The sequence below is a fragment of the Shewanella oncorhynchi genome, from assembly GCF_030848765.1.
Classification (GTDB): domain Bacteria; phylum Pseudomonadota; class Gammaproteobacteria; order Enterobacterales; family Shewanellaceae; genus Shewanella; species Shewanella oncorhynchi.
This window is the reverse complement of the sequence record NZ_CP132914.1, coordinates 2,634,543-2,656,490: the sequence shown is the minus strand read 5'-3', so window position 1 is coordinate 2,656,490 and position 21,948 is coordinate 2,634,543. Positions and strand designations below refer to the sequence as shown.

The window sequence follows — 21,948 nt, the reverse complement described above, 5'->3', positions numbered from 1 at the left end:
TTGCCTCCGGGCATCAAGGTATCAATCGACATGTCCGTATCGATTTGAGGTAATTAATGGGTGTTCAATTCTTGTTATCTATCATTGCACTCGACAGGTTCGAGTTCCGTGTCCTTAGGATCGCGGGTATGCGATAGATTAAGTTCAGCGTCGTCATCCTGAGTGTCGTTATCGTCTTGGGCTTCATTGAGTGCTTTTTCTAGCAGCATTTTATCCAGTTGTTTGCTGGTATCGACCCCGAGCTGCTGCATTAAATGGGCTTGACGCACTAGGTTGCCTTTGCCCGATGACAGCTTGTTCATTGCACTGTGATAGGTTTTCTCCGCATTATCTAAGGCGCGGCCGAGTTTTTCCATGTCTTCAATATAACCACATAACTTGTCGTAAATTCGACCCGCTTGTTTTGCAATGGTTTGTGCGTGTTGATTTTGATATTCGTAGCGCCAAATATTGTTAATTGTGCGCAGGGCTACCAACAAATTCGTTGGACTAACAAGCATGATATTCTGCTCAAGGGCAAAATTGACTAGGCTAGGATCATGCTCCAATGCCAGTAAAAATGCCGGTTCGATAGGAATAAACATCAACACATAATCGAGACTCTTAAGGCCGTGCAGATGTTGATAATCCTTTTGACTTAAGCCTTTAATGTGACTGCGAATTGAAATGACATGCTCGTTAATGGCCTGTTGGCGCAGTGCCGGATCTTCACTGTTGAAGTAGCGCTCATAACTGACCAACGACATCTTAGCATCAATGACCACATCTTTATTTTCTGGCAGATGCACAATCACATCCGGCTTAAAGCGCTTACCGCTATCATCCTTGAGATCTTGCTGAGTATGGTACTCATGGCCTTCACGTAGGCCGCTTTCTTGCAGTACGCGATCGAGGATCACTTCACCCCAGTTACCTTGCTGTTTGTTATCGCCCTTGAGCGCTTTGGTCAGGTTGATGGCATCTTGGCTCATTTTCAGATTGAGATCCCGCAGGTGCTCAAGCTGATGTTTGAGGGCGCTGCGCTCGGATTGTTCGTGGGTGTAGGATTCACGAATTTGCTGTCTGAATCCTTCTAGCTGTTGCTTCAATGGCCCAAGCACGCCTTCGAGTTGGCTGGCATTTTGGTGCTTAAAGTTTTCGCTACGTTCTTCAAAAATACGGTTTGCGAGGTTTTCAAATTGGGTTTGTAAACGCACTTCGGCCGATTCTAAGCTGGCAATTTTATCCTGCAGCGATTCTTGCTGGGCATCGGCCTTGGCTTGAATGGTTTGCTGCATGGCATTGGATTTCGACAGGGCTAATTGGATCTCTAACTGACGGCGCTGGCTATCATTTAATTGCTGCTCTAAAGTGGGCACGCGTTCGGCTAAGGCCTCGGCTTTGCCCAGTTGTTCAATTTTGAGCTCAAGGCGTTGCTGGTATTGACGTAATTGCGCTTCTTTGTCATCGACCAAAATTTGCTGTTGTGCTAAGGATAATTCTGCATCTTCATTTACTTGACGCATTTCTTGCTCAAGTTGGTCTTTGTGTAGTTGCCAGCGTTGGCGGGTGAGTCTTTGATTGAGCAGAGCACCGATCAACAGGCCTAAGAAGGCAATGGCGAGAAGGCCGATGATTTCGGCGACAGAAAAAGATTGAGAAAATGGCATGATCAATAGCACTCCTTTAGCTTTGGCGCTTAGGTTCGCATGCCCCCCAACAGGCTTCAAGCCCTTTAATCAACTATATCTGCGCTTAATGCTTGAATGAGCAAGTCTTATACGTTTAAGGTGAATTTATTCACGGGTGGAAAGTTTTTCTGACTTTTACCTGTCTATATAAGAGTGAGCGATACAGACTAGCGCCAGAGAAGATTTTTATCGCGACTCGGTGGCTTTAATCATTGGATGGTAGAGGTGTCAATTGGCTAAACATTCCCGTTTTACCCCAGGTATTCTTAAAAAAGCGCAGTGGCACATGCAAGACAACCAAGTGACGCCTGAAGCGGTATTTCGCTCGCGTCGGCAAATTGTAAAAGCCATGGGACTCGGTGCTATCGGTGCCAGCGTGCCCGGTTATGTGCAGGCTGGATTATTCGATCTATTTGGCGATCAACCTAAGTCCTCATTTATCACTACGCCACTGACGTTTCAATCCAATAAGCAGTACGGTGACGCTGATGTGTTAACCCCGTTTGATAAAGTGACGCAGCATAATAATTTCTACGAATTTGGTACGGACAAACAAGATCCCTTCAATAATGCCCAAGGCTTTAAAGTCGATCCTTGGCAACTGCGTATCGAAGGTGAAGTTGAACGGCCCATGACTTTAGATTTTAATGATCTGACTAAAATGTTCCCGCTTGAGGAGCGTAACTATCGCCTGCGCTGTGTTGAAGCTTGGTCTATGGTGATCCCTTGGGTGGGGTTCCCGCTGGCGGCATTATTGAAAAAAGTTGGCGTCACCAGTAAGGGCAAGTATGTCGCCTTCGAAACCGCTTTTGATCCCGAACAAATGCCGGGGCAGAAGAGCCGATTAATGGGGGGCGGTATTCATTATCCCTATGTTGAAGGCCTCACGATAGCCGAAGCAATGAACGATTTAACCTTAATGTCTGTGGGTTTGTACGGTAAAACCTTGCCACCGCAGAACGGTGCGCCCATTCGCTTAGTGGTGCCGTGGAAATATGGCTTTAAGAGCATTAAATCAATCGTGCGAATTCGCGTTATGGATAAACAACCGCCGACCAGCTGGAATCAGCTTGCCTCACACGAGTATGGATTTTATGCCAACGTTAATCCGGCGGTGGATCATCCGCGCTGGTCGCAGGCCACAGAGCGTCGTATCGGCGAGGGGGGATTGTTTTCAGCAACCCGCATCAATACCCAGCCGTTCAACGGTTACGGCGAGTTTGTGGCTTCACTGTATGACGGCATGGATCTGAGGAAATACTATTGATGATTGGTTTGTTGTTTGGGGATTCGCTATTAAGCGGGGACAAACTATGTTGAGATTAACCGCTAAGCACTTGTTTTGGCTAAAGGCGTTATTTCATTTGTTGGGTTTAGTGCCCATCGTCTACCTTGTGCTCACAGTGGTGCTTGGCCGTGCGGGTGGCGATCCCGTGCAGCACATTATTCACTACACAGGCATAGGCGCATTAAATGCGCTAGCGGCGACCTTACTGATCTCACCGATTGCCAAGTTGACCAAGCAAGGGCTGTTGATGCAGACCCGCCGTTTAGTGGGTTTATATGTTTTTGCCTATGCCACTTTGCATATATTGGCCTTTTTTAGTTTAGATCTGTTGTTTGCTTGGGAATTACTGTTTAGCGAGGTAGTAAAACGGCCGTATATTTTAGTCGGCGCAGTGGCTTATCTTATCGTCACCGCCTTGGCGATAACTTCGTTTAAAGCCTTGATGCGTAAGATGGGACGTCGTTGGCAAACCTTGCACTATGGAGTGTATTTAGTCGCGATATTAGCGCCAATCCATTTTTACTGGTCGGTAAAATCGGAAATCATCGAGCCGAGTCTGTATATCGTAGGTTTTAGTGTGTTGCTGCTGTGGCGTACGCCTTGGTTTAAACGTCATTTCAGCCGGAAAGTGGCGAACAAAACCGAGCGAAAGCTGACACAAGATAAAGCTTCGATAAAGTCGGTTTAGACGCATGGCGCGAGCAGTAAATCACTGGCTTGATTTATGTTTTTTGTGGCTAACGTGAGATATAAAGTATAAAAACAAAAATGCCGAATGAAGATCCGGCATTTTTCGCTGAATAAATAGTCTTGCTCAGCTACTTTTCGGGGCCAGTAGGCAGGACTTAACCTAAACCTTGAGTCGCTGATTTCATTTGAATAAACTCAATTTTATAACCGTCTGGATCTTCAACAAAGGCAATCTCAGTGGTCCCACCAGCGACAGGACCTGGGGCGCGAGTCACTTTGCCACCGGCTGCGGCAATAGCTGCGCAACGGGCGTAGATATCTTCATCACCAATCGCTAAGTGGCCAAAGCCTGTGCCTAAATCGTATTTGTCAGTGCCCCAGTTATAGGTCAGTTCAACCACGGCTTGGCCTGTGGATTCTTCACCATAACCCACGAAAGCTAAAGAATATTTGTACTCTGGATTTTCAGAGGTGCGAAGTAGTTTCATGCCGAGCACTTCAGTATAAAAAGCAATACTGCGTTCTAAGTTACCGACGCGGATCATAGTATGTAATAGTTGCGACATAGGTCCTCTCTCTAAATAGATTACGGGGTGGAGTATACCAAAAATCCGTAGATGGACCTCGCTAAATGTCAGCCATTGTTTTTACAGCGCTTGACCCAGATTAACGCTTAGGATAGGGAAATGATTGTCTGTAAGAGGAATTTTCAGGATTTAGAAGAGAAAATTGCCGATAAATTGGCTATCGCTCACAAAACACAGAGACAAACATGGGTTTTTATCACTGGGTTGATAATAATGTAGCCATACTAACTAGGAGAGTGAATGATGAACACCGAACTTAAAATGGCTTTAGGCACCACAGTTGTTATTGCTTTATTTTTCAGTGCGTTCTTTGTTTCAATGTTTTAACGACTAATACAAGTTTGAGTTAACCCAGTTCCAAGTTAAGCAAAAAGCCGCTATTGCGGCTTTTTGTTTGTTTGAAATCCAGTCTAATCAATGTGAAAACAACACTGAAACGTCAATTTGCTCCACTCAGTTGATTCGAAGCTTATTCTTCAGGGTATATTTTTTCTTTAAACTCACACAAGTCTTCAATGATACAGCTGCCACAACGGGGTTTGCGCGCGAGGCAAGTGTAGCGGCCATGCAGAATAAACCAGTGGTGCACATCGACTTTAAATTCCGCTGGCACGACTTTTAGCATTTTCTCTTCCACTTCGACTACGTTCTTGCCGGGCGCGAATTTAGTGCGATTGGCGAGGCGAAAAATATGGGTGTCGACGGCTATGGTTGGCCAACCAAACGCAGTGTTTAGTACCACGTTAGCCGTCTTGCGGCCAACGCCGGGCAGAGACTCTAGGGCTTCGCGGTTTTCTGGTACTTCACCATTGTATTTCTCAATCAAGATCTCACAGGCTTTGATCACATTGATGGCTTTGTTGTTATATAAGCCTATGGTTTTTATGTATTGTTTTAAACCTTCTACGCCAAGGGCATAAATGCTGTGGGCTGTGTTTGCCACAGGAAAGAGCTTGTCTGTTGCCTTGTTGACACTCACATCTGTTGCTTGGGCCGATAACGTCACTGCCACTAGCAGCTCGAAGGGACTTGAAAAATTGAGTTCGGTTTCAGGTTTGGGATTGTTATCGCGAAGACGAGTGAGGATCTGGATACGTTTTTCTTGATTCATGTACGATTCCTGCGCTGTGGTGGGTTTCAACTCTCAACCGTTCATTATCACTATCTTATTAATGATGATTGATGAGTTTACAACCCACGTTCGCTGATTTTCTTATGCTTTGAGTTTTGCCGCTAATCATGTGCTAGGCACACATTAAACGCGTTAACACTAGGGCATATCTGATCGCCATAATGCCTGTCGTTACTTGAAAGCCTAACCTACCTTAGTGATCCGTGCGCGGGTAACACTCGGCTCTGCGGCGACTTGAGGTTGGCGTTCTTTGACTTTTTTATCAATCACATTTTTCAATGCAATCAATAATCCCATCACGATGAATGCGCCGGGTGGCAGCATAGCAAGGAGAAATGGGGTATCGACTTGCCATAGATGCATGGTTAACGATTTAGCCCATGGGCCGAGCAGTTGATCCGCACCATCAAACAGTGTGCCTTGACCTAAGATTTCCCGCGTTGCGCCCAGCACTGTAAGCACTAAAGTAAAACCAAGGCCCATCATTAGACCATCGAAGGCGGCACTAAACGCATTATTACGCGAGGCAAAAGCTTCGGCGCGGCCGATGATGATGCAGTTCGTCACAATTAATGGCAGGAAGATCCCAAGGGATAAATACAGGCCGTAGGCATAGGCATTGATAAGCAGTTGCACTGTGGTGACTAGCGCGGCGATGATCATCACAAACACAGGAATACGAATTTCTTTGGGCACATAGTCGCGCACCAGTGACACCAAAATGTTAGAGCCAATCAGCACCAGCATAGTGGCTAGACCAAGGCCAAGGGCGTTAGTGATCGTTGCAGTAACCGCGAGTAGCGGACATAAACCTAACAGTTGCACTAGGCCTGGGTTGTTTTTCCACAGTCCTTGCCACGCAATTTCGCGATAATTAGTCATGGTTGGCCTCACAATTTAGCGGCTGGCTGAAAATTTGTGCTTGGTTAGTGCTGAAATACCATACCGCGTTTTTGACTGCTTTAACATAAGCGCGCGGGGTGATGGTTGCACCGGTAAATTGGTCAAAATCACCGCCATCTTTTTTAACTAACCATTGCTTATCATCTGCAGAGCCCAGCACTTTACCAACAAACTGAGTGACCCAATTCGATTTACGTAGTTCAATTTTGTCACCCAGCCCAGGGGTTTCTTGGTGGGACAAGGTACGTACGCCTAAGACTTCACCTTGGATATTAATCCCAACAATTAATTTGATATTACCGCTATAGCCATCGGGCGCGATGGCTTCCATGGCGATAGCGACAGGCTTGCCTGCATGGGTAGCAATATAGGCCGGCATTGGACTATCCGTGCCTAATGCTTCTTTGTTTAATAGCAAGGTACACTGAGCGGTAAGCTCGTTATCATGTATTTCATCAGGGATTAATTGTTGCAATACTCGCATCAATTCCTGTTGTTCTTGCTGCTTAATCTTGTCAAAGGTTTGTTGATTGACCGCGGCGACGAGACCCGTGCAAATCAAGGCAAACAGTGCCAATAAAAAACCATTTTTAATCATCGGATTTTTCAACTCTTTTTCCTTAAGCTCTCGTTGCCAGCAGAATGACATTATCTTGTAGCATGACGGTAGTCCGCCCAATGGCCTTAGCTAGCAGAATGACCATAGGTGCGTGGCCGCACATAGTAGTCAATAAAGGGGGCGCAGAGGTTAGCCAATAACACGGCAAAGGCAAAGGCGTCAGGGTAACCGCCTTTAATGCGGATGATATACACCAACACACCAATTAACGCGCCGAAGATAATGCGACCACGGGGGCTGGTTGCTGCTGTGACGGGATCGGTTGCGATAAAAAATGCCGCTAACATGGTCGCGCCAGAAAACAAATGTAATAGGGGACTGCCTTGGGTATCGGGCGACAGTAAGAAACCGATACTCGATGCAACAAAGAGCCCCAATAACACGCCAGTACTGATGTGCCAACGAATGGCTTTCAGTTTAAGTAACACTAAACCGCCAGCCAGATAAGCTAAATTCACCCAGAACCAACCTACGCCTGTGCTGCCATCAAAAATGGCTTTAGTCAGGCTTTCTGTGGTGGTTAATCCTAGGGATAAATCGGTTTTAAGGGTATCGAGTGGCGTCGCCATTGCGATGCCATCTATCCCTAAACGAAACTGTTCCAAGTTAACGTGGGCGCCAATGTTGAAGATAAGTTGCAAGCTCTCAGCTAGGCTAGGTGAATGCAGCGCAACGGTACTCGGTGCTATCCAAGTGGTCATTTGCACTGGGAATGAGATTAACAGCAATACATACGCCGCCATTGCAGGGTTAAACAGGTTATGGCCTAAACCGCCGTAAAGGTGCTTAACGATAACGATCGCAAAGGCGGTGCCCATCACTATCATCCACCAAGGTGCTAGGGGAGGAATGGCGACACCAATCAAGATTGCGGTCAGCATGGCGCTGTTATCGCTAAGGCTGGCTTTGATATTACGATTGCGAAGTTTCATCACCGCAGCCTCACAGCTTAGGGCAACTATAATCGCAAGCAGCACTTGAACAAGCGTGCCCCAGCCAAAAAAGGCGCATTGCACCACAAGGCCCGGCAGTAAACATAAAATCACCCTTTGCATCACAGTTGAGGTATGCAAATTACGTGTAACATGGGGTGATGAGGCTATTTTAAACGCCATTGTGTTCCCTTTTTATCATTCTGTTCTTAATCATTAGCAACACTTGAATCGCTCGAAGCTTCGGTTTGTTGAGCGAGTGCCGCTTTTTTGGCTTTTGCCTTGGCGATAGTCGCAGCAATCCGTGCTTTTTTAAGCTCATCGCCTGATAAGGCTGCCGTTTCAATGGGTTCTGCAATTTGTTCTGCGGATGGTAAAACGGCTTCGGGTTTGGCTGCGACGGCATCATGGACTGCTGCTATCGACGGCGATGCCACGTTAGCTTTAGTTTGAATGTCGTCAACTGACGTGGACTCTGCCTCTAAATCAGACTTAGGCTCAACAATTGACGCCGCTGCTTTTTTCGCTTTAGCACGAGCAACAGCGGCGGCCACTTTTGCCTTTTTAATCGCTTCAGCGTTGTTAACGTCAGTAGCGGCTGCTTCTGTATCATCATTCACATCTGCTTGAACGCTAGCTGCGGAATCAACTGCTGGAGTCGCGGTCTGAGTTAAATCATTGTCAGCATTTGTCTCAGCTTGCTGCGCGGCTTTTTTCGCTTTAGCACGGGCAACCGCGGCGGCTACTTTGGCTTTCTTAATCGCTTCTGAATCATTAACGTCACTAACGCTAACATCACTAACGCTAACGTCAGTATTGCTAACTTCAATATCACTAGCGGCGGTTTCTACTTGCTGCGCCGCTTTCTTGGCCTTTGCCCGCGCGACTGCGGCAGCCACTTTGGCCTTTTTATCATCGGCAGCGCTGGCTTCTGGTGTGCTGTCAGTCGTTTCAAGCGGCGCGGTATCGGCTTGCTGAGCCGCCTTTTTAGCTTTGGCACGAGCAATGGCCGCGGCGACTTTGTCCTTCTGAGATAACGGCGCTTCTTGCGCGATTGCATCTGTTGCTAAGAAGGATTCATCACTGGCATCAACATTAACCACATTGTTTGTATCTGCACCATTGGCATTCACTTGGGCGGCTTTCTTCGCCTTAGCGCGGGCGATGGCTGCGGCAACGGCAGCTTTAGCCTTGGGCGCGTCTGTCGTATCAGTGCTTGTTACGTTTGATTGATGATTCAATGATTCTTCAGTCGACAACTCTTCAGTTGCTGATTGTGCCGCTGCGGCTTTTTTCGCGGCGATCCGTGCCATGGCTTCGGCGACGGCATTTTTATCCGTGCCAGTCATAGTCGCTTGTCGGCGCTCTGCGGCTTCTTTGGCTTTAGCTTCACGGGCAAGCTTTTCTTCTTCAAGACGCGCTAAACGGGCATCGAAACGCTGTTTAGCGCGCTCCGCTTGCTGCTTTTCATCGGCGGCTTGTTTAAGTGCGGACTTGGCAATGCGGTAATACTCGACTAAGGGAATATCACTCGGGCAGACGTAACTACAACAACCGCATTCAATACAATCCTTTAGATTGTAACTGGCTGCTTTGTCATATTCTTCGGCCTTGGCGTGCCAAAAGAGTTGCTGTGGCAATAAGAGTGCAGGGCAGGCATTGGCGCATTCGCCGCAGCGGATACAGGCTTTTTCTTCTGGCGTAGTTCCTATTTCTTGGCTGCTTGGCACCAGAATACAGTTAGTACCTTTTAAAATAGGCACTTGGATATTCGCCAATGCATGGCCCATCATAGGCCCGCCAATAATCACCTTTTGTTCAGGCTCTGGCGTGAACTCAGTCGCAGCTAGCACATGCTCAACAGGTGTGCCTATCGGTAACCAGTAGTTCCCCGGTTTACCGACATTTTTGCCCGTCACAGTCACAACGCGCTCAATCAGCGGTTTACCTTGGGTAACCGCTTGATGAATTGCAAAGGCAGTGCCGACGTTATGCACGACGATACCGAGTTTGGAGGGAATCGCGCCCGAGGGCACTTCGCGGCCAGTAATGATTTGAATTAACTGCTTTTCACCACCAGAAGGATATTTTGTCGGAATGACGGTTACCCGAATGCTGTCCGCTGGGAGCCCACATTGGACGACTGCAGCTTGCATGGCTTTGGCCGCTTCTGGCTTATTATCTTCAATGGCGATAACAATGCGTTTTGGCGTTAATAACCGATGAATAATGCCAATACCGGCGAGGATATCTTGGCTGTATTCGCGCATTAATCTGTCATCGGCGCTGATATAAGGTTCGCACTCGACGCCGTTGATAATGACTAAATCAATTTCACTGACCGGATTAAGCTTAATATGAGTTGGAAACGCCGCGCCGCCCATGCCTGCAATGCCAGCAGCACGGATCTTATCGATCATCTGTTGATGGCTTAAGTCATCAAGCTCATTTTGCACCAGCTCACACCAAGTGTCTTTGCCATCGGCTTGGATAACGCAGGTATTAACCGGCAATGCTGAGGCGTGGTTGCTAGCCCTTGGCTCAATGGCAACGATAGTACCTGATGTCGGCGCATGCACAGGTAAATGCCAAATAGAGGTGCCTTGCGTTAACGGTGTGCCTTTTAGTACGCTATCGCCGATGTTTACCGCAAGTGTGCAGTTTTCACCGACTTGAGGGATGGGCACTAAGTATGTAGTGGCTAAGGGCAGTTGGCTAATCGGCGTCGCGTTCGAGAGGAATTTGACTTCGGGTGGATGTATACCACCGGGTGAGCGCCAAAGGGTTCCTTTATCTAATTGATCTAATAAAGTTAACACCGCTTTTCCTCTTCTAACTGTGGGTCTTGGTTCTGAATCTCTTTGATGAGAGTGTCTTGGATGAGAGTCACTGGGATGGCATTTAAGCGCCAGTTCCAATTTTTAAGATTCTGGGTGACTGGGATCATATCAATACAATCGACGGGACAAGGCTCAACACAGAGATCGCAACCCGTGCAATCGGTTGTCAGCACAGTATGCATAAGCTTACCTGCACCGATAATCGCATCCACGGGGCAGGCTTGAATACACTTAGTGCAGCCAATACATTCGTCTTCACGTATGTAGGCGACCTTTTTCACTTGAGATTGTGCTTCGGCATTCAGTGGCTCGGGCTCGACGCCCATCAGGGTCGCCAGTTTTTCCATGGTGGCTGTGCCGCCGGGAGGGCATTTGTTGACTTTATCACCGTTGGCAATCGCTTCAGCGTAAGGGCGACAGCCAGGGTAACCACATTGACCACATTGGGTTTGTGGCAGAATCGCTTCGAGTTCATCGACAATCGGATTGCCTTCAACCTTAAATTTAACGGCGGCAAAACCGAGTAATAGTCCAAAGACTAATGCCAATAGGGTCAACAATATGACTGCAATTAAAATTCCGGACATCTTACTTAACCAATCCTGTGAATCCCATAAAGGCGAGGGACATAAGACCTGCGGTGATCATCGCTATGGCGCCGCCTTTGAAAGGTAAGGGGACATCTGCGGCTGCTAAACGTTCGCGCATCGCCGAGAAGAGAATTAACACTAATGAGAAGCCTAACGCAGCACCAAAGCCATATATAGCCGATTGGATAAAATCGTGCTTCTCGTTAACGTTCAATAGGGCAACACCCAACACAGCACAGTTAGTTGTGATCAGCGGCAGGTAAATCCCTAAAGCGCGATGCAGTGCAGCACTGGTTTTTTGCACCACCATTTCAGTAAATTGCACCACAACCGCAATCACTAAAATGAAGCTCATGGTTCGCAGGTAGCTCAGATCAAAGGGCAATAGTAGATACTGGTTGACGAGGTAACTGAGAATAGAGGCTAACGTCAGCACAAAAGTGGTCGCCATAGACATGCCAATAGCGGACTCCAGTTTACTGGAGACCCCCATAAAAGGACACAAGCCTAAGAATTTCACTAAAACGAAATTGTTGACCAGTACTGTACTGATCAACAAGAGGAGATATTCAGTCATCTCAATACTTTTCTAAACGGATCTTGGCCGTATTATCGACTTTTCCGTTTGCATAAACAACATATAGAATGCAGGGTTAACCATCTTTACTGTAAATTTTGGCGACGAATTAACCCGTTAAAGTATTAAATTTGATCTGCAATCGCCATGGCTTGGGGCTGTGCTATATAATAGCCTTGCAATCCATCAACTAAGAGTTTTTCGAGGGTGAGTTTTTCTTCTTGGCGTTCGACGCTGGTCGCAATAACCCGAATGCCTATCCGTCTTGCAACATCCACCATCATACGGACGAAGAACTTATTATTGCTGTCTTCATCGATGTTCGATGTGTAGCTGCCATCAAGCTTTATGTAGTCTGGGCGCACTTCGCTGAAGAATTTGAAGGACGTAAAGCTCATGCCAAAACGCTCTATCGACACCCGTGATCCAACGCTATGTATTTCGCGAACGAACTTATAGCTTGCCCCTAAGTTAGACTGCATACCTGACTCATTGATCTCAAATACTAAGCGCGAGGCGATGTATTTTTGCTTGCCTAAAATGTCCTTTAGCCAAGCGACAAACATATCTTGATGCGCAGAAAATGCGCTGATATTGATGCCAAAGTTACCCGAAATGGTCGGGTTTTCCTTAAGCATTCTTAATGCACTGATCACCACCAGTTTATCTAATTCAGAACTCATACCGTGACGTTCGGCCATAGCGATCACTGTGGTGGTCGGTAAAAACTTACCTTCGCTATTGTAAAAGCGCGCCAACAACTCACGGTAAACCTCTACATCGGTACGACACGGCTGAATTGGCTGTTGGTAGAATTTTAATGCTTGGCGAGTGACTAAATCATTGATCGCCATTTTCCAGCGATCATCACCAAACTGCTCGTCACCATTGAGTTTTTCTTGGATATGATAGCTATTCGGTCCAAGGGTCTGCGCTATGCTGACTGCGGTATCCGCAATCGTCAGCAAATTAACCGCATCGGTACCTTGGTGATAGGGAACTAAACCGATATGGGCAACAGATTCCGCTTTTGTCATCTGCAAATATTCATCGAGATAAATTTTTAATTGGTCTAAAAATTTTGGCGCATCCTTCAGCATGACATCAGGAATAAAGATGGCAAAATCAGCGCTCGATACCCTGAAACATTCTGCATCTGAATACTTACTACAGGCTTTGCGGATACAATTTGCCACCCTTGAAAGATAATCATCCCCCGCAGTTCGCCCTTGTTTTTGATTGATTTGCGCAAGCTCTGTGGCCTTAACCATTGCCATCAGCCCCAATTGAGGAATATCGGGATTGCTTATGGTTTCTAATTTTTGGGTAAAGCGCTGGCGACTACCAAAACCCGTCACTGTGTCTTGATAGGCCGCTTTATGCAGCTTTTCATTCTCTTGATTGAGTTTATCGATTTGGGCTTTAAGTTGAAGACGACACTCTTCAAGGGATATTCCAATGGGGTTGAGCTCACCTGTAAGTTTTGATGATGCGACAGCAGAAAACCCTAACTCAGGTATTTTTGAAATATAATCAGCAGCATAACGTATCGCCGCCCTATGTTTTGACATTAACAGAATAAACACTAACAGCAAGATAAGGTAAGCCACCAGTAACATGACACCGAGCTTTTGAGTATGACTAATCGAAGTTTCAATCGCTTGGTTTGCACTGAGTTTGACTTGTAAACGACCGGTTGCCAATTTTTGTGTATGACTGAGCTCGATAGAAAATAAACGGGCTAAAGGATGAGGATGTTGGCTGTCTAAACGACCTTCGGTATAACTCAGTTGGCCATCGGTATCATCAATATATTGGAAAAATTGGAATGGGTAATTTTCAGAAAGCTTTTTGAAGAGTTCGGCGCCATCACCTTGCCATTGTTGGTAGCGGGTTAAACTGGTTTTAAAGCTATCCAGTTCTTGCTGTTGTTGGACTTTTAATTGGCTATTTTCGCTTTGATATACCCAAGCAAAAAGACCTAAGAAAATAAGCAGTAAAAAAATTGGATATGATTTTGACATGGCCATAAAAATCCGCTCTATTTTTTTGGGTGAGCTCAAACAGGATAAGTTTAAGTCAAGAATACTTAACTGCAGCTATCTGTGTGATGACACTCATAAATTTTTATTAATAAGCTGATAACAGTGTAACTGCATTTGCTTAAAAACAAAACGGAAAAGAATAGGGTAACTAGAAGCCGGAAGAGGCAAAGGCACGGGAACAAAACGAAGAATAAATTGGCTCCCCTGACTGGACTTGAACCAGTGACATACGGATTAACAGTCCGCCGTTCTACCGACTGAACTACAGGGGAGTAGAGGGTGCGATATTGCTATCGACTTTACAGAATAACACTTTTAAAATGGCTCCCCTGACTGGACTTGAACCAGTGACATACGGATTAACAGTCCGCCGTTCTACCGACTGAACTACAGGGGAATCGAGGTGCGATATTACTATCGACTTTTTTGCTTGCTTAAATTGGCTCCCCTGACTGGACTTGAACCAGTGACATACGGATTAACAGTCCGCCGTTCTACCGACTGAACTACAGGGGAATCATTTTAATGCTTCAGCTTGATAACGTAATTGGCTCCCCTGACTGGACTTGAACCAGTGACATACGGATTAACAGTCCGCCGTTCTACCGACTGAACTACAGGGGAATTGTTTACAACTTATCTTACTGCTTGTTCTAACTCATTTTTATCATGTGCTTAAAGTGGCTCCCCTGACTGGACTTGAACCAGTGACATACGGATTAACAGTCCGCCGTTCTACCGACTGAACTACAGGGGAATCGTTTCACACAATCGTAGCGACTCGTTGAGAACGGAGCGCATAGTAAAACGCTCTGTTGGATGAGTCAACTCGAGTTACTAAAAAAAGTGTAATTATGCTGTTAAGTGCTCATCTAATGTGCATCGTGGTGCAGAATTCGACATTTTTCGTGAAAAACCACTTAACAATTCGCAATATAGCCATAATTGAGTCCATCGTTTTTAAGCGGTGATTCTATGAAATTGAAATCATTCGCTAAATAATCGACACCGTTTTCGGTACTTGGTCGAGTACTTAAGACTCAAACCGCTCAAAAAAGGATCTCAGGTGGGGTAATGTGAATTTACTCAGTTCTTTATACCGATAGAAAACGTGGGTTATCTTTTCGCTGTTAAAGCCCGTTTTTCTGTTTTAACAAGTTTGCTGTTGTTGATGGAGGTGTTAATTGAGGCTTTATCGAATTAGCGTGAGCTGTTTTTCAAATTAAGTGATGCACTTCACTATCAGTTGTGGCACCAGATGCGCTACTACAACTCGTGTTAATTACAGTTAGTGAAATTGATACAAGTAGCAACATTTATCAAATGTAATTAAATTACTAAATGCCGAGAGACGGTTGTTAAGACACATGACAGCCTCCAATCCCGCGTGGTTTCTAGGTTATTTCGACTTATCAACAAAATCTGTGGATAACCCTGTGAGTTGTCCTGAAAAATGGCCGCCAAAGCCTTGGGGTATGGGCGGCGGACTTAAAATGCACTATTTTGGGGTTCAAAAATAAATTTAAGCATTATCAACTGCATACTAAAAGCAAGTGGTTTTTGTTGAGGGTGAAAACAAGGTTGCAATTTTGTAATCGAACGAAATTGATTTCTTGTGTATTAAATTGGCATTTTTGCTTAGTTTGCGGGTGTTTTGTGAGCAAAAAACGCTGAAAACGCCTTAGTTTAAAAGTTTCATGTTTCTTCCTTTAAATTGTCATCTTGCGGTTTTAGATCGTATTGATATGACGACAGGAAGGATAACTGTGGAGCTTAGTCGGTGACTTGATTAGAATGGGGCGACTCACTAAAAGGATATGTGCGCGTGTCAGAATCTGTTTTTCAGCTTGAATCGCAATTCGCCCCCGCAGGCGACCAACCTACAGCGATTGCCAAATTAGTCGATGGACTCGAAGCGGGTCTGGCTTGCCAAACCTTACTCGGGGTGACGGGCTCAGGTAAAACCTTCACGATTGCCAATGTGATCCAAAAGTTAGGTCGGCCCACGATTATCATGGCGCCTAATAAAACCTTGGCGGCGCAGCTTTATGGCGAGATGAAAGAGTTCTTTCCCCATAATGCGGTCGAGTATTTCGTTTCTTACTACGATTACTACCAGCCCGAAGCCTATGTACCTGCGTCAAATACCTTTATCGAAAAGGACGCTTCGGTTAATGCTCACATTGAGCAGATGCGTTTATCCGCCACTAAGGCGCTGTTAGAGCGTAAAGATGTGGTGCTGATTGCTTCGGTGTCGGCCATTTATGGCTTGGGCGATCCCGATTCCTATTTAAAAATGTTGCTGCATCTACGCCAAGGCGATGTGATGGGGCAGCGTGACATCTTAATTCGTCTCAGTGAATTGCAGTACAAGCGCAATGATATTGAGCTACAACGTGGTACTTATCGTGTGCGCGGTGAAGTGATTGATATTTTCCCCGCCGATTCTGAGCGTAATGCCATTCGAGTCGAGTTGTTCGACGATGAGATTGAACGTTTAAGTGAGTTTGACCCGTTAACGGGCCATATTATTAAACGTATCGCCCGTACGACGGTTTATCCTAAGACTCACTATGTCACGCCGCGGGAAAAAATCATTGCTGCCACTGAGTTTATTAAAGAAGAACTGCGTGAGCGTAAGCAATATCTACTCGATAACAACAAGTTAATTGAAGCCCAGCGTATCCATGAGCGGGTGCAATACGATGTGGAAATGATGGTGGAGTTGGGTTATTGCTCTGGCATCGAAAACTACTCGCGCTATTTGTCTGGCCGCGCACCGGGGGAAGGGCCACCAACCTTGCTCGACTATTTGCCTGCCGACGGCTTATTAATTATCGATGAATCCCATGTGACTGTGCCGCAAATCGGCGCTATGTACAAAGGTGACCGTTCCCGTAAAACCACACTTGTGGAATATGGTTTCCGCTTACCGTCCGCCTTGGATAACCGACCGCTCAAATTTGAAGAGTTTGAGCAATTGATGCCGCAAACTATCTATGTGTCGGCAACACCGAGTGCCTACGAGCTGGAAAAGAGCGAAGGCGAAATTGCTGAGCAGGTCGTGCGGCCAACGGGATTACTCGATCCTGAATTAGAAGTGCGCCCCGTTGGGACCCAAGTGGACGATTTATTGTCTGAAATCGCCAAGCGAGTGGCCGTCAATGAGCGGGTGTTAGTGACGACGTTGACTAAGCGTATGTCGGAGGATTTGACTGAATACCTCGACGAACATGGCGTAAAAGTGCGTTATCTGCATTCGGACATAGACACAGTCGAACGGGTTGAGATCATCCGCGATCTGCGTTTAGGTAAGTTTGATGTGCTGGTTGGGATCAACTTATTGCGCGAAGGCTTAGATATGCCTGAAGTGTCATTGGTGTGTATTTTAGATGCCGATAAAGAGGGCTTCTTGCGCTCTGAACGCTCGCTCATCCAAACGATTGGCCGCGCGGCGCGTAACGTCAATGGTAAAGTGATCCTCTATGCCGATCGCATCACCAATTCGATGGAGAAAGCGATAGGTGAAACTGACCGACGTCGTGAACGTCAGCGGGCGCACAACTTAAAACACGGTATTACGCCTAAGGGCGTCGTTAAACGGATCACCGATGTGATGGATGTGGATGATGGCCGCGACAGTAAAGCTGTGTATGGCAAAGTGGCTGAGCCTAAGTCCCATTACCATAAAGCCGATGCGGCAGAGTTGAGCCATCAAATCGATCAGCTTGAGAAGAAGATGCATGAACATGCGCGCAACTTAGAGTTTGAACAAGCGGCGGCAATGCGTGATGAAGTCAAGCACCTGCGGGACCTGTTGATCAAAGCCTAGATTTATTCTTGCGCTCAGCATTAAAAAAGCCGTCCAGCAATCATGCAGCGACGGCTTTTTAATATCTTGACTTGGATTAAGCAGGGACTTTTGATTGGCTCATTTTTAGCTTGATAAACACCGCTAAAGCGCAAATCAGCCCGCAGATTAAGCCGACCAAATGCGCCTCGGTTGCCACGCGCGCACCTATCATGGCGGTGACATCACTGCTGGCACCATAAAGCTGTTCGTAACCGACCTTGATGATAACGCCAACGAGCAGCAGATAGCCTGAGCGCAGCTTACGGACAATATCCTGCACTGCGCCGTAGGCGAACAAGCCATGCAACATACCGCTTAAGCCGACATAACCAAGCAATTGCGGATAGCCTAAATACAAGCCTATACCTTCAAGTAAACATAATACGAAAAATAGTGCACTTAAGCCTTTGAGATGATAATGAAAATGGTGCAAAAATAGCACCACCCAGAGCCCTGCAAGGTTCATCAATAGATGCCATTGATTCGTGTGCAGTAAATTTCCACTGATTAATCGCCACCATTCACCCTCACTAATTGCACTGCGGCGATAGGCGAGTAGGTTATCGACTTCGGGGCTTGCTAAGCCTGCGGCATACAAACCCGCACAAAGAAGACTCACCATCAGCGCGACCCAATAGGGACTGCGTGTCATGCTTTTGGCTCGCTGGCGTCAAGCTCAGCCATGACCGCTGCTTTATTCTGTAGATAATCATCTAATCCACGTTTGCGAAGATGACAGGCAGGGCAATCACCACAGCCATCGCCAATCACGCCGTTATAACAGGTGAGAGTATGGTGGCGAACCAGATCAAGTTGCTGATATTTATCCGCCAGTGCCCAGGTTTGTGCCTTATTGAGCCACATTAAAGGCGTGATGATTTTTAGTTGCTTATCCATACCTTGAACTAAGGCGGATTCCATCGCTTTAACAAAATCGTTACGACAATCTGGGTAGCCTGAAAAATCGGTTTCACACACGCCTGTGATAATCGCTTGCGCCCCTAATTGATAGGCATAAATGCCTGCAAGCGTTAAAAATAAAATATTACGGCCGGGCACGAAGGTATTGGGTAAGCCATTTTCCATCAACTCGTGTGAAACGGGTATCGCATCACGGGTGAGGGCTGAAATAGCTAACTCATTGAGTAAGGTGACATCCATGACTTTATGGCTGGTGATCTTCAGGCGTTTTGCTAAGGATTTGGCGACTTCAATTTCTTCGCGGTGACGTTGACCGTAGTCAAAAGTGATCCCATGTACTTCATCGTACTGGGTTAAGGCTTGAATAAGGCAAGTTGTTGAGTCTTGTCCGCCACTGAATACCACCACTGCTTTGGACACCACTGTTTTTGACACTAAGCTCGTTGACATAAAGGATTTCACTTCACCGTAGAACAGGTATAAATAGGGCGTTAGTGTAACTCAGGCCATAGGGCTTGCAAACTCTGACTATAGGGTCGAAATAGGCTTTCTCGGCGCAAAGACTTGCAGCTCAAGCTAAAATCCACTATAAATGCCGCCCCAGAAAAGTGGAACGTCAGTATGAATTACCCTGTCAACGAAGTATTTGAAACCATTCAAGGTGAAGGTGTTTTTACCGGAGTGCCTGCTATATTTGTCCGCCTACAAGGTTGTCCTGTGGGATGTGCTTGGTGCGATACGAAACAGACATGGGATGTGCTTGAAGCCAATAAGGTGTCGCCAGAGCAAGTGATTACCGTGGACGGCACCATTGGTCGCTGGGCTGATCATACGGCGCAAAGTCTTATCGCTGCCTTTCACGCTAAAGGTTTTACTGCGCGGCATATCGTGATCACCGGCGGAGAGCCTTGTATGTACGATTTACGCGAATTAACCGAGACCTTGCACAGTCAAGGCTTTGCGACTCAAATCGAAACCAGTGGCACCTTCGAAATCAACTGTGCCGATGACACTTGGGTGACAGTATCACCCAAGGTGAACATGAAAGGGGGGTATCAGGTATTAGCACAGGCGCTGAATCGCGCCAATGAGATTAAGCATCCTATCGCCACTGAAAATCACATCGATGAACTTGACGAGTTACTGCAAGACATCGATATTTCAGCGAAAACGATTTGCCTTCAGCCGATTAGTCAAAAGCCTAGAGCGACAGAACTGGCGATGAAAGTGTGTATCGCCCGTAATTGGCGCTTATCGATCCAGACCCATAAGTATTTGAATATTGATTAATGCTAATCTGCAAAGCATAAAAAACGCCTCACAGTTGTGGGGCGTTTTTTATGGTGGATGTTTTGTGGATTCTAAACCTAACGACTTAATACAGTTGCTTAAACAAGCTCACTTAACTGGCCGAAATGATTAAATGCTGCAAGTTGGCGCTGATAGGGCGCAATATCGCCGATGTTAGCTGTAATCCAATCTGTATCGTAATAAGTATCAAGGTAACGCTCACCCGAGTCACAAATAAGGGTCACTATTGAGCCTTGCTCTCCACGCGCTTGCATTTGTACAGCCAGTTGTAATGCACCGTACAGGTTGGTTCCTGTGGATGCGCCGGTTTTACGGCCAATTAATTGTTCTAACCAATGAATTGTCGCCACTGATGCGGCGTCGGGAATTTGCAGCATAGTATCGACAACACCAGGAATAAACGATGGCTCGACTCTCGGTCGACCTATGCCTTCAATCTTACTGCCATTGCAACAGGTTAAGCTGGCATCGCCGCTCTGATAGAAATCAAAAAAAACGGAGTTTTGCGGGTCGACCACGCAAAGTTGTGTCGCCAACCTTTGATAGCGAATGTAACGGCCTATGGTCGCCGATGTGCCACCAGTGCCAGGGCTCATCACTATCCAGCGCGGGATAGTGTGTGGCTCGCGCTCCATCTGATTGAAGATAGAGTTGGCTATGTTGTTATTACCGCGCCAGTCGGTTGCACGCTCGGCGTAGGTGAATTGATCCATATAATGTCCGCCTAGCTCTGCGGCAAGGCGTGCCGATTCGGCGTAAATCTCACTGGAATGATCGACAAAATGACATTGACCGCCATAGAAAGTGATCTGCTCAATCTTCTTTTTAGCTGTGCTTTTGGGCATTACGGCAATAAAAGGTAAACCGAGTAAACGGGCAAAGTAGGCTTCAGAAATCGCTGTGCTGCCCGATGAGGATTCGATAATCGGCGTGCCTTGCTTAATCCAGCCGTTACACAGGGCATAGAGGAAGAGTGAGCGGGCGAGGCGATGCTTTAAGCTGCCTGTCGGGTGGGTACTTTCATCTTTGAGATAAATATCTATGCCATCGAGCATAGGTAATTCAAGCTTAATCAAGTGGGTATCGGCGCTGCGCTGAAAATCCGCTTCAATCTTGCCTATCGCGTGGGCTTCCCATGTGGGACAGAGTCTGTGAGCGCTGTGAGAATCCACTGGCGGTTGAATCGTGTTAGAAATCATAGTAGTCACATCGAAAGGGATCATTTTCAGAGCATATCACAGGGACGGGCAAAGCGGTTTTATTGGATGAGCTTGAAGTCATTCGCTTAAAGTAGAGCACGACGTAATTGAAATCAAAAATGTCGTCCACCAAGAAGTTTACTTAATATAAAAATGCCAAGAATTTAATCAGATTAAGCTGGAACAGTCAGATTAAGTTGGAACAGACTAAGCGGAAGTGGAACAAGAAGGATATGCGAGAGTGAAAGAAATGGTGGAGGGAGAAGGATTCGAACCTTCGAAGGCTGAGCCGTCAGATTTACAGTCTGATCCCTTTGGCCACTCGGGAACCCCTCCACAAACTTTCTTTTTAGCTTTACAACTAACTTTTAAAATTGTCTTTCAAAACATCATCAATAACGGACTTATTTATCAAGACAAAACTAAACATTGGCCATGTTTAGTCTTTGAAAATGATTCTCTGCGTTAGAGATAAAGATGGTGGAGGGAGAAGGATTCGAACCTTCGAAGGCTGAGCCGTCAGATTTACAGTCTGATCCCTTTGGCCACTCGGGAACCCCTCCACGAATACCTTTAACACTTTTGTAAAACTCTACATCATTTTCGAACAACACGATAAAACTTGCAGTGCAAATGGTGGAGGGAGAAGGATTCGAACCTTCGAAGGCTGAGCCGTCAGATTTACAGTCTGATCCCTTTGGCCACTCGGGAACCCCTCCTCAATTGCGGCCGCCATAGTAGTCAGAAACCTTTTCCATGTAAATACCCAATTTAAAAATATTCCTAAAGTT

General features: G+C 46.3%; 18 protein-coding genes and 8 tRNA genes. 5 read left to right on the top strand and 21 right to left on the bottom strand.

Annotated elements, in window-relative coordinates; all coding sequences use genetic code 11:
* Window positions 1–74 precede the first annotated feature (74 nt).
* Window positions 75–1,649 carry a DNA recombination protein RmuC gene (gene rmuC / locus RA178_RS12040; protein ID WP_306681995.1) on the bottom strand — a complete coding sequence of 525 codons (1,575 nt, stop codon included), beginning with the start codon at window positions 1,647–1,649 and terminating at the stop codon, window positions 75–77.
* Window positions 1,650–1,902: 253 nt separating this feature from the next.
* Here rmuC and msrP point away from each other — a divergent pair, with 253 nt between their 5' ends.
* The gene (gene msrP / locus RA178_RS12035; protein ID WP_306681994.1) at window positions 1,903–2,937 is read left to right on the top strand and encodes a protein-methionine-sulfoxide reductase catalytic subunit MsrP; all 1,035 of its coding nucleotides are present in this window, start codon (window positions 1,903–1,905) and stop codon (window positions 2,935–2,937) included.
* 46 nt (window positions 2,938–2,983) lie between these two features.
* Window positions 2,984–3,646, top strand: a complete 663-nt coding sequence (gene msrQ, locus RA178_RS12030) for a protein-methionine-sulfoxide reductase heme-binding subunit MsrQ (RefSeq protein ID WP_028760021.1) — start codon at window positions 2,984–2,986, stop codon at window positions 3,644–3,646.
* A gap of 157 nt (window positions 3,647–3,803) precedes the next feature.
* Here the strand turns inward: msrQ and gloA are convergent, their stop codons facing one another.
* From gloA to RA178_RS11960, 14 genes are all read right to left on the bottom strand, one after another.
* Entirely contained in the window at window positions 3,804–4,214 is a 411-nt protein-coding gene (gene gloA / locus RA178_RS12025) for a lactoylglutathione lyase (protein WP_006087315.1), read from the bottom strand.
* Between the two features lie 490 nt (window positions 4,215–4,704).
* A complete protein-coding gene (gene nth, locus RA178_RS12020; RefSeq protein WP_168825144.1) occupies window positions 4,705–5,346 on the bottom strand; it encodes an endonuclease III in 642 nt (213 codons plus the stop codon).
* A 204-nt stretch (window positions 5,347–5,550) separates the two neighbouring features.
* Window positions 5,551–6,249 carry an electron transport complex subunit E gene (locus RA178_RS12015; RefSeq protein WP_028760019.1) on the bottom strand — a complete coding sequence of 233 codons (699 nt, stop codon included), beginning with the start codon at window positions 6,247–6,249 and terminating at the stop codon, window positions 5,551–5,553.
* Window positions 6,242–6,880, bottom strand: a complete 639-nt coding sequence (rsxG, locus tag RA178_RS12010) for an electron transport complex subunit RsxG (protein ID WP_105252444.1) — start codon at window positions 6,878–6,880, stop codon at window positions 6,242–6,244. The genes RA178_RS12015 and rsxG overlap by 8 nt, the downstream gene beginning before the upstream one ends.
* A gap of 74 nt (window positions 6,881–6,954) precedes the next feature.
* Window positions 6,955–8,004, bottom strand: coding sequence for an electron transport complex subunit RsxD (gene rsxD / locus RA178_RS12005; protein ID WP_028760017.1), 1,050 nt, complete (start codon window positions 8,002–8,004; stop codon window positions 6,955–6,957).
* Window positions 8,005–8,030: 26 nt separating this feature from the next.
* Window positions 8,031–10,640 (bottom strand): electron transport complex subunit RsxC, encoded by a 2,610-nt coding sequence (gene rsxC, locus RA178_RS12000; protein ID WP_306681993.1) that lies wholly within the window; start codon window positions 10,638–10,640, stop codon window positions 8,031–8,033.
* Window positions 10,634–11,248 (bottom strand): electron transport complex subunit RsxB, encoded by a 615-nt coding sequence (gene rsxB, locus RA178_RS11995; protein WP_028760015.1) that lies wholly within the window; start codon window positions 11,246–11,248, stop codon window positions 10,634–10,636. The genes rsxC and rsxB overlap by 7 nt, the downstream gene beginning before the upstream one ends.
* A 1-nt stretch (window position 11,249) precedes the next feature.
* Entirely contained in the window at window positions 11,250–11,828 is a 579-nt protein-coding gene (rsxA, locus tag RA178_RS11990) for an electron transport complex subunit RsxA (protein ID WP_006081543.1), read from the bottom strand.
* A 125-nt stretch (window positions 11,829–11,953) separates the two neighbouring features.
* Window positions 11,954–13,858 carry an EAL domain-containing protein gene (locus RA178_RS11985; protein ID WP_306681992.1) on the bottom strand — a complete coding sequence of 635 codons (1,905 nt, stop codon included), beginning with the start codon at window positions 13,856–13,858 and terminating at the stop codon, window positions 11,954–11,956.
* A 211-nt stretch (window positions 13,859–14,069) separates the two neighbouring features.
* A tRNA-Asn gene (locus RA178_RS11980) sits at window positions 14,070–14,145 on the bottom strand.
* Between the two features lie 49 nt (window positions 14,146–14,194).
* Window positions 14,195–14,270: transfer RNA gene (locus RA178_RS11975), tRNA-Asn, on the bottom strand.
* Between the two features lie 43 nt (window positions 14,271–14,313).
* A tRNA-Asn gene (locus RA178_RS11970) sits at window positions 14,314–14,389 on the bottom strand.
* 32 nt (window positions 14,390–14,421) lie between these two features.
* A tRNA-Asn gene (locus tag RA178_RS11965) sits at window positions 14,422–14,497 on the bottom strand.
* A gap of 57 nt (window positions 14,498–14,554) precedes the next feature.
* Window positions 14,555–14,630: transfer RNA gene (locus RA178_RS11960), tRNA-Asn, on the bottom strand.
* 610 nt (window positions 14,631–15,240) lie between these two features.
* Between RA178_RS11960 and RA178_RS11955 the strand changes: the two genes are divergently transcribed.
* Both RA178_RS11955 and uvrB read left to right on the top strand, forming a co-directional pair.
* Window positions 15,241–15,393, top strand: a complete 153-nt coding sequence (locus tag RA178_RS11955; protein ID WP_158497640.1) for a hypothetical protein — start codon at window positions 15,241–15,243, stop codon at window positions 15,391–15,393.
* A 305-nt stretch (window positions 15,394–15,698) separates the two neighbouring features.
* The gene (uvrB, locus tag RA178_RS11950; protein WP_028760013.1) at window positions 15,699–17,705 is read left to right on the top strand and encodes an excinuclease ABC subunit UvrB; all 2,007 of its coding nucleotides are present in this window, start codon (window positions 15,699–15,701) and stop codon (window positions 17,703–17,705) included.
* Between the two features lie 76 nt (window positions 17,706–17,781).
* Here uvrB and rrtA read toward each other — a convergent pair whose 3' ends face one another.
* Together rrtA and queC are read right to left on the bottom strand one after the other, a co-directional pair.
* On the bottom strand, window positions 17,782–18,378 hold the full coding sequence (rrtA, locus tag RA178_RS11945) for a rhombosortase (RefSeq protein ID WP_131524162.1): 597 nt from the start codon (window positions 18,376–18,378) through the stop codon (window positions 17,782–17,784).
* The gene (gene queC / locus RA178_RS11940) at window positions 18,375–19,097 is read right to left on the bottom strand and encodes a 7-cyano-7-deazaguanine synthase QueC (RefSeq protein WP_113939679.1); all 723 of its coding nucleotides are present in this window, start codon (window positions 19,095–19,097) and stop codon (window positions 18,375–18,377) included. The genes rrtA and queC overlap by 4 nt, the downstream gene beginning before the upstream one ends.
* 171 nt (window positions 19,098–19,268) lie before the next feature.
* Here queC and queE point away from each other — a divergent pair, with 171 nt between their 5' ends.
* A complete protein-coding gene (gene queE, locus RA178_RS11935) occupies window positions 19,269–19,937 on the top strand; it encodes a 7-carboxy-7-deazaguanine synthase QueE (RefSeq protein ID WP_168825223.1) in 669 nt (222 codons plus the stop codon).
* A 98-nt stretch (window positions 19,938–20,035) separates the two neighbouring features.
* Here the strand turns inward: queE and RA178_RS11930 are convergent, their stop codons facing one another.
* From RA178_RS11930 to RA178_RS11915, 4 genes are all read right to left on the bottom strand, one after another.
* Window positions 20,036–21,181 (bottom strand): PLP-dependent cysteine synthase family protein, encoded by a 1,146-nt coding sequence (locus RA178_RS11930; protein WP_263254962.1) that lies wholly within the window; start codon window positions 21,179–21,181, stop codon window positions 20,036–20,038.
* 227 nt (window positions 21,182–21,408) lie between these two features.
* A tRNA-Tyr gene (locus RA178_RS11925) sits at window positions 21,409–21,493 on the bottom strand.
* A 142-nt stretch (window positions 21,494–21,635) separates the two neighbouring features.
* Window positions 21,636–21,720 (bottom strand) — tRNA-Tyr (locus RA178_RS11920).
* 71 nt (window positions 21,721–21,791) lie between these two features.
* Window positions 21,792–21,876: transfer RNA gene (locus RA178_RS11915), tRNA-Tyr, on the bottom strand.
* Window positions 21,877–21,948 lie beyond the last annotated feature (72 nt).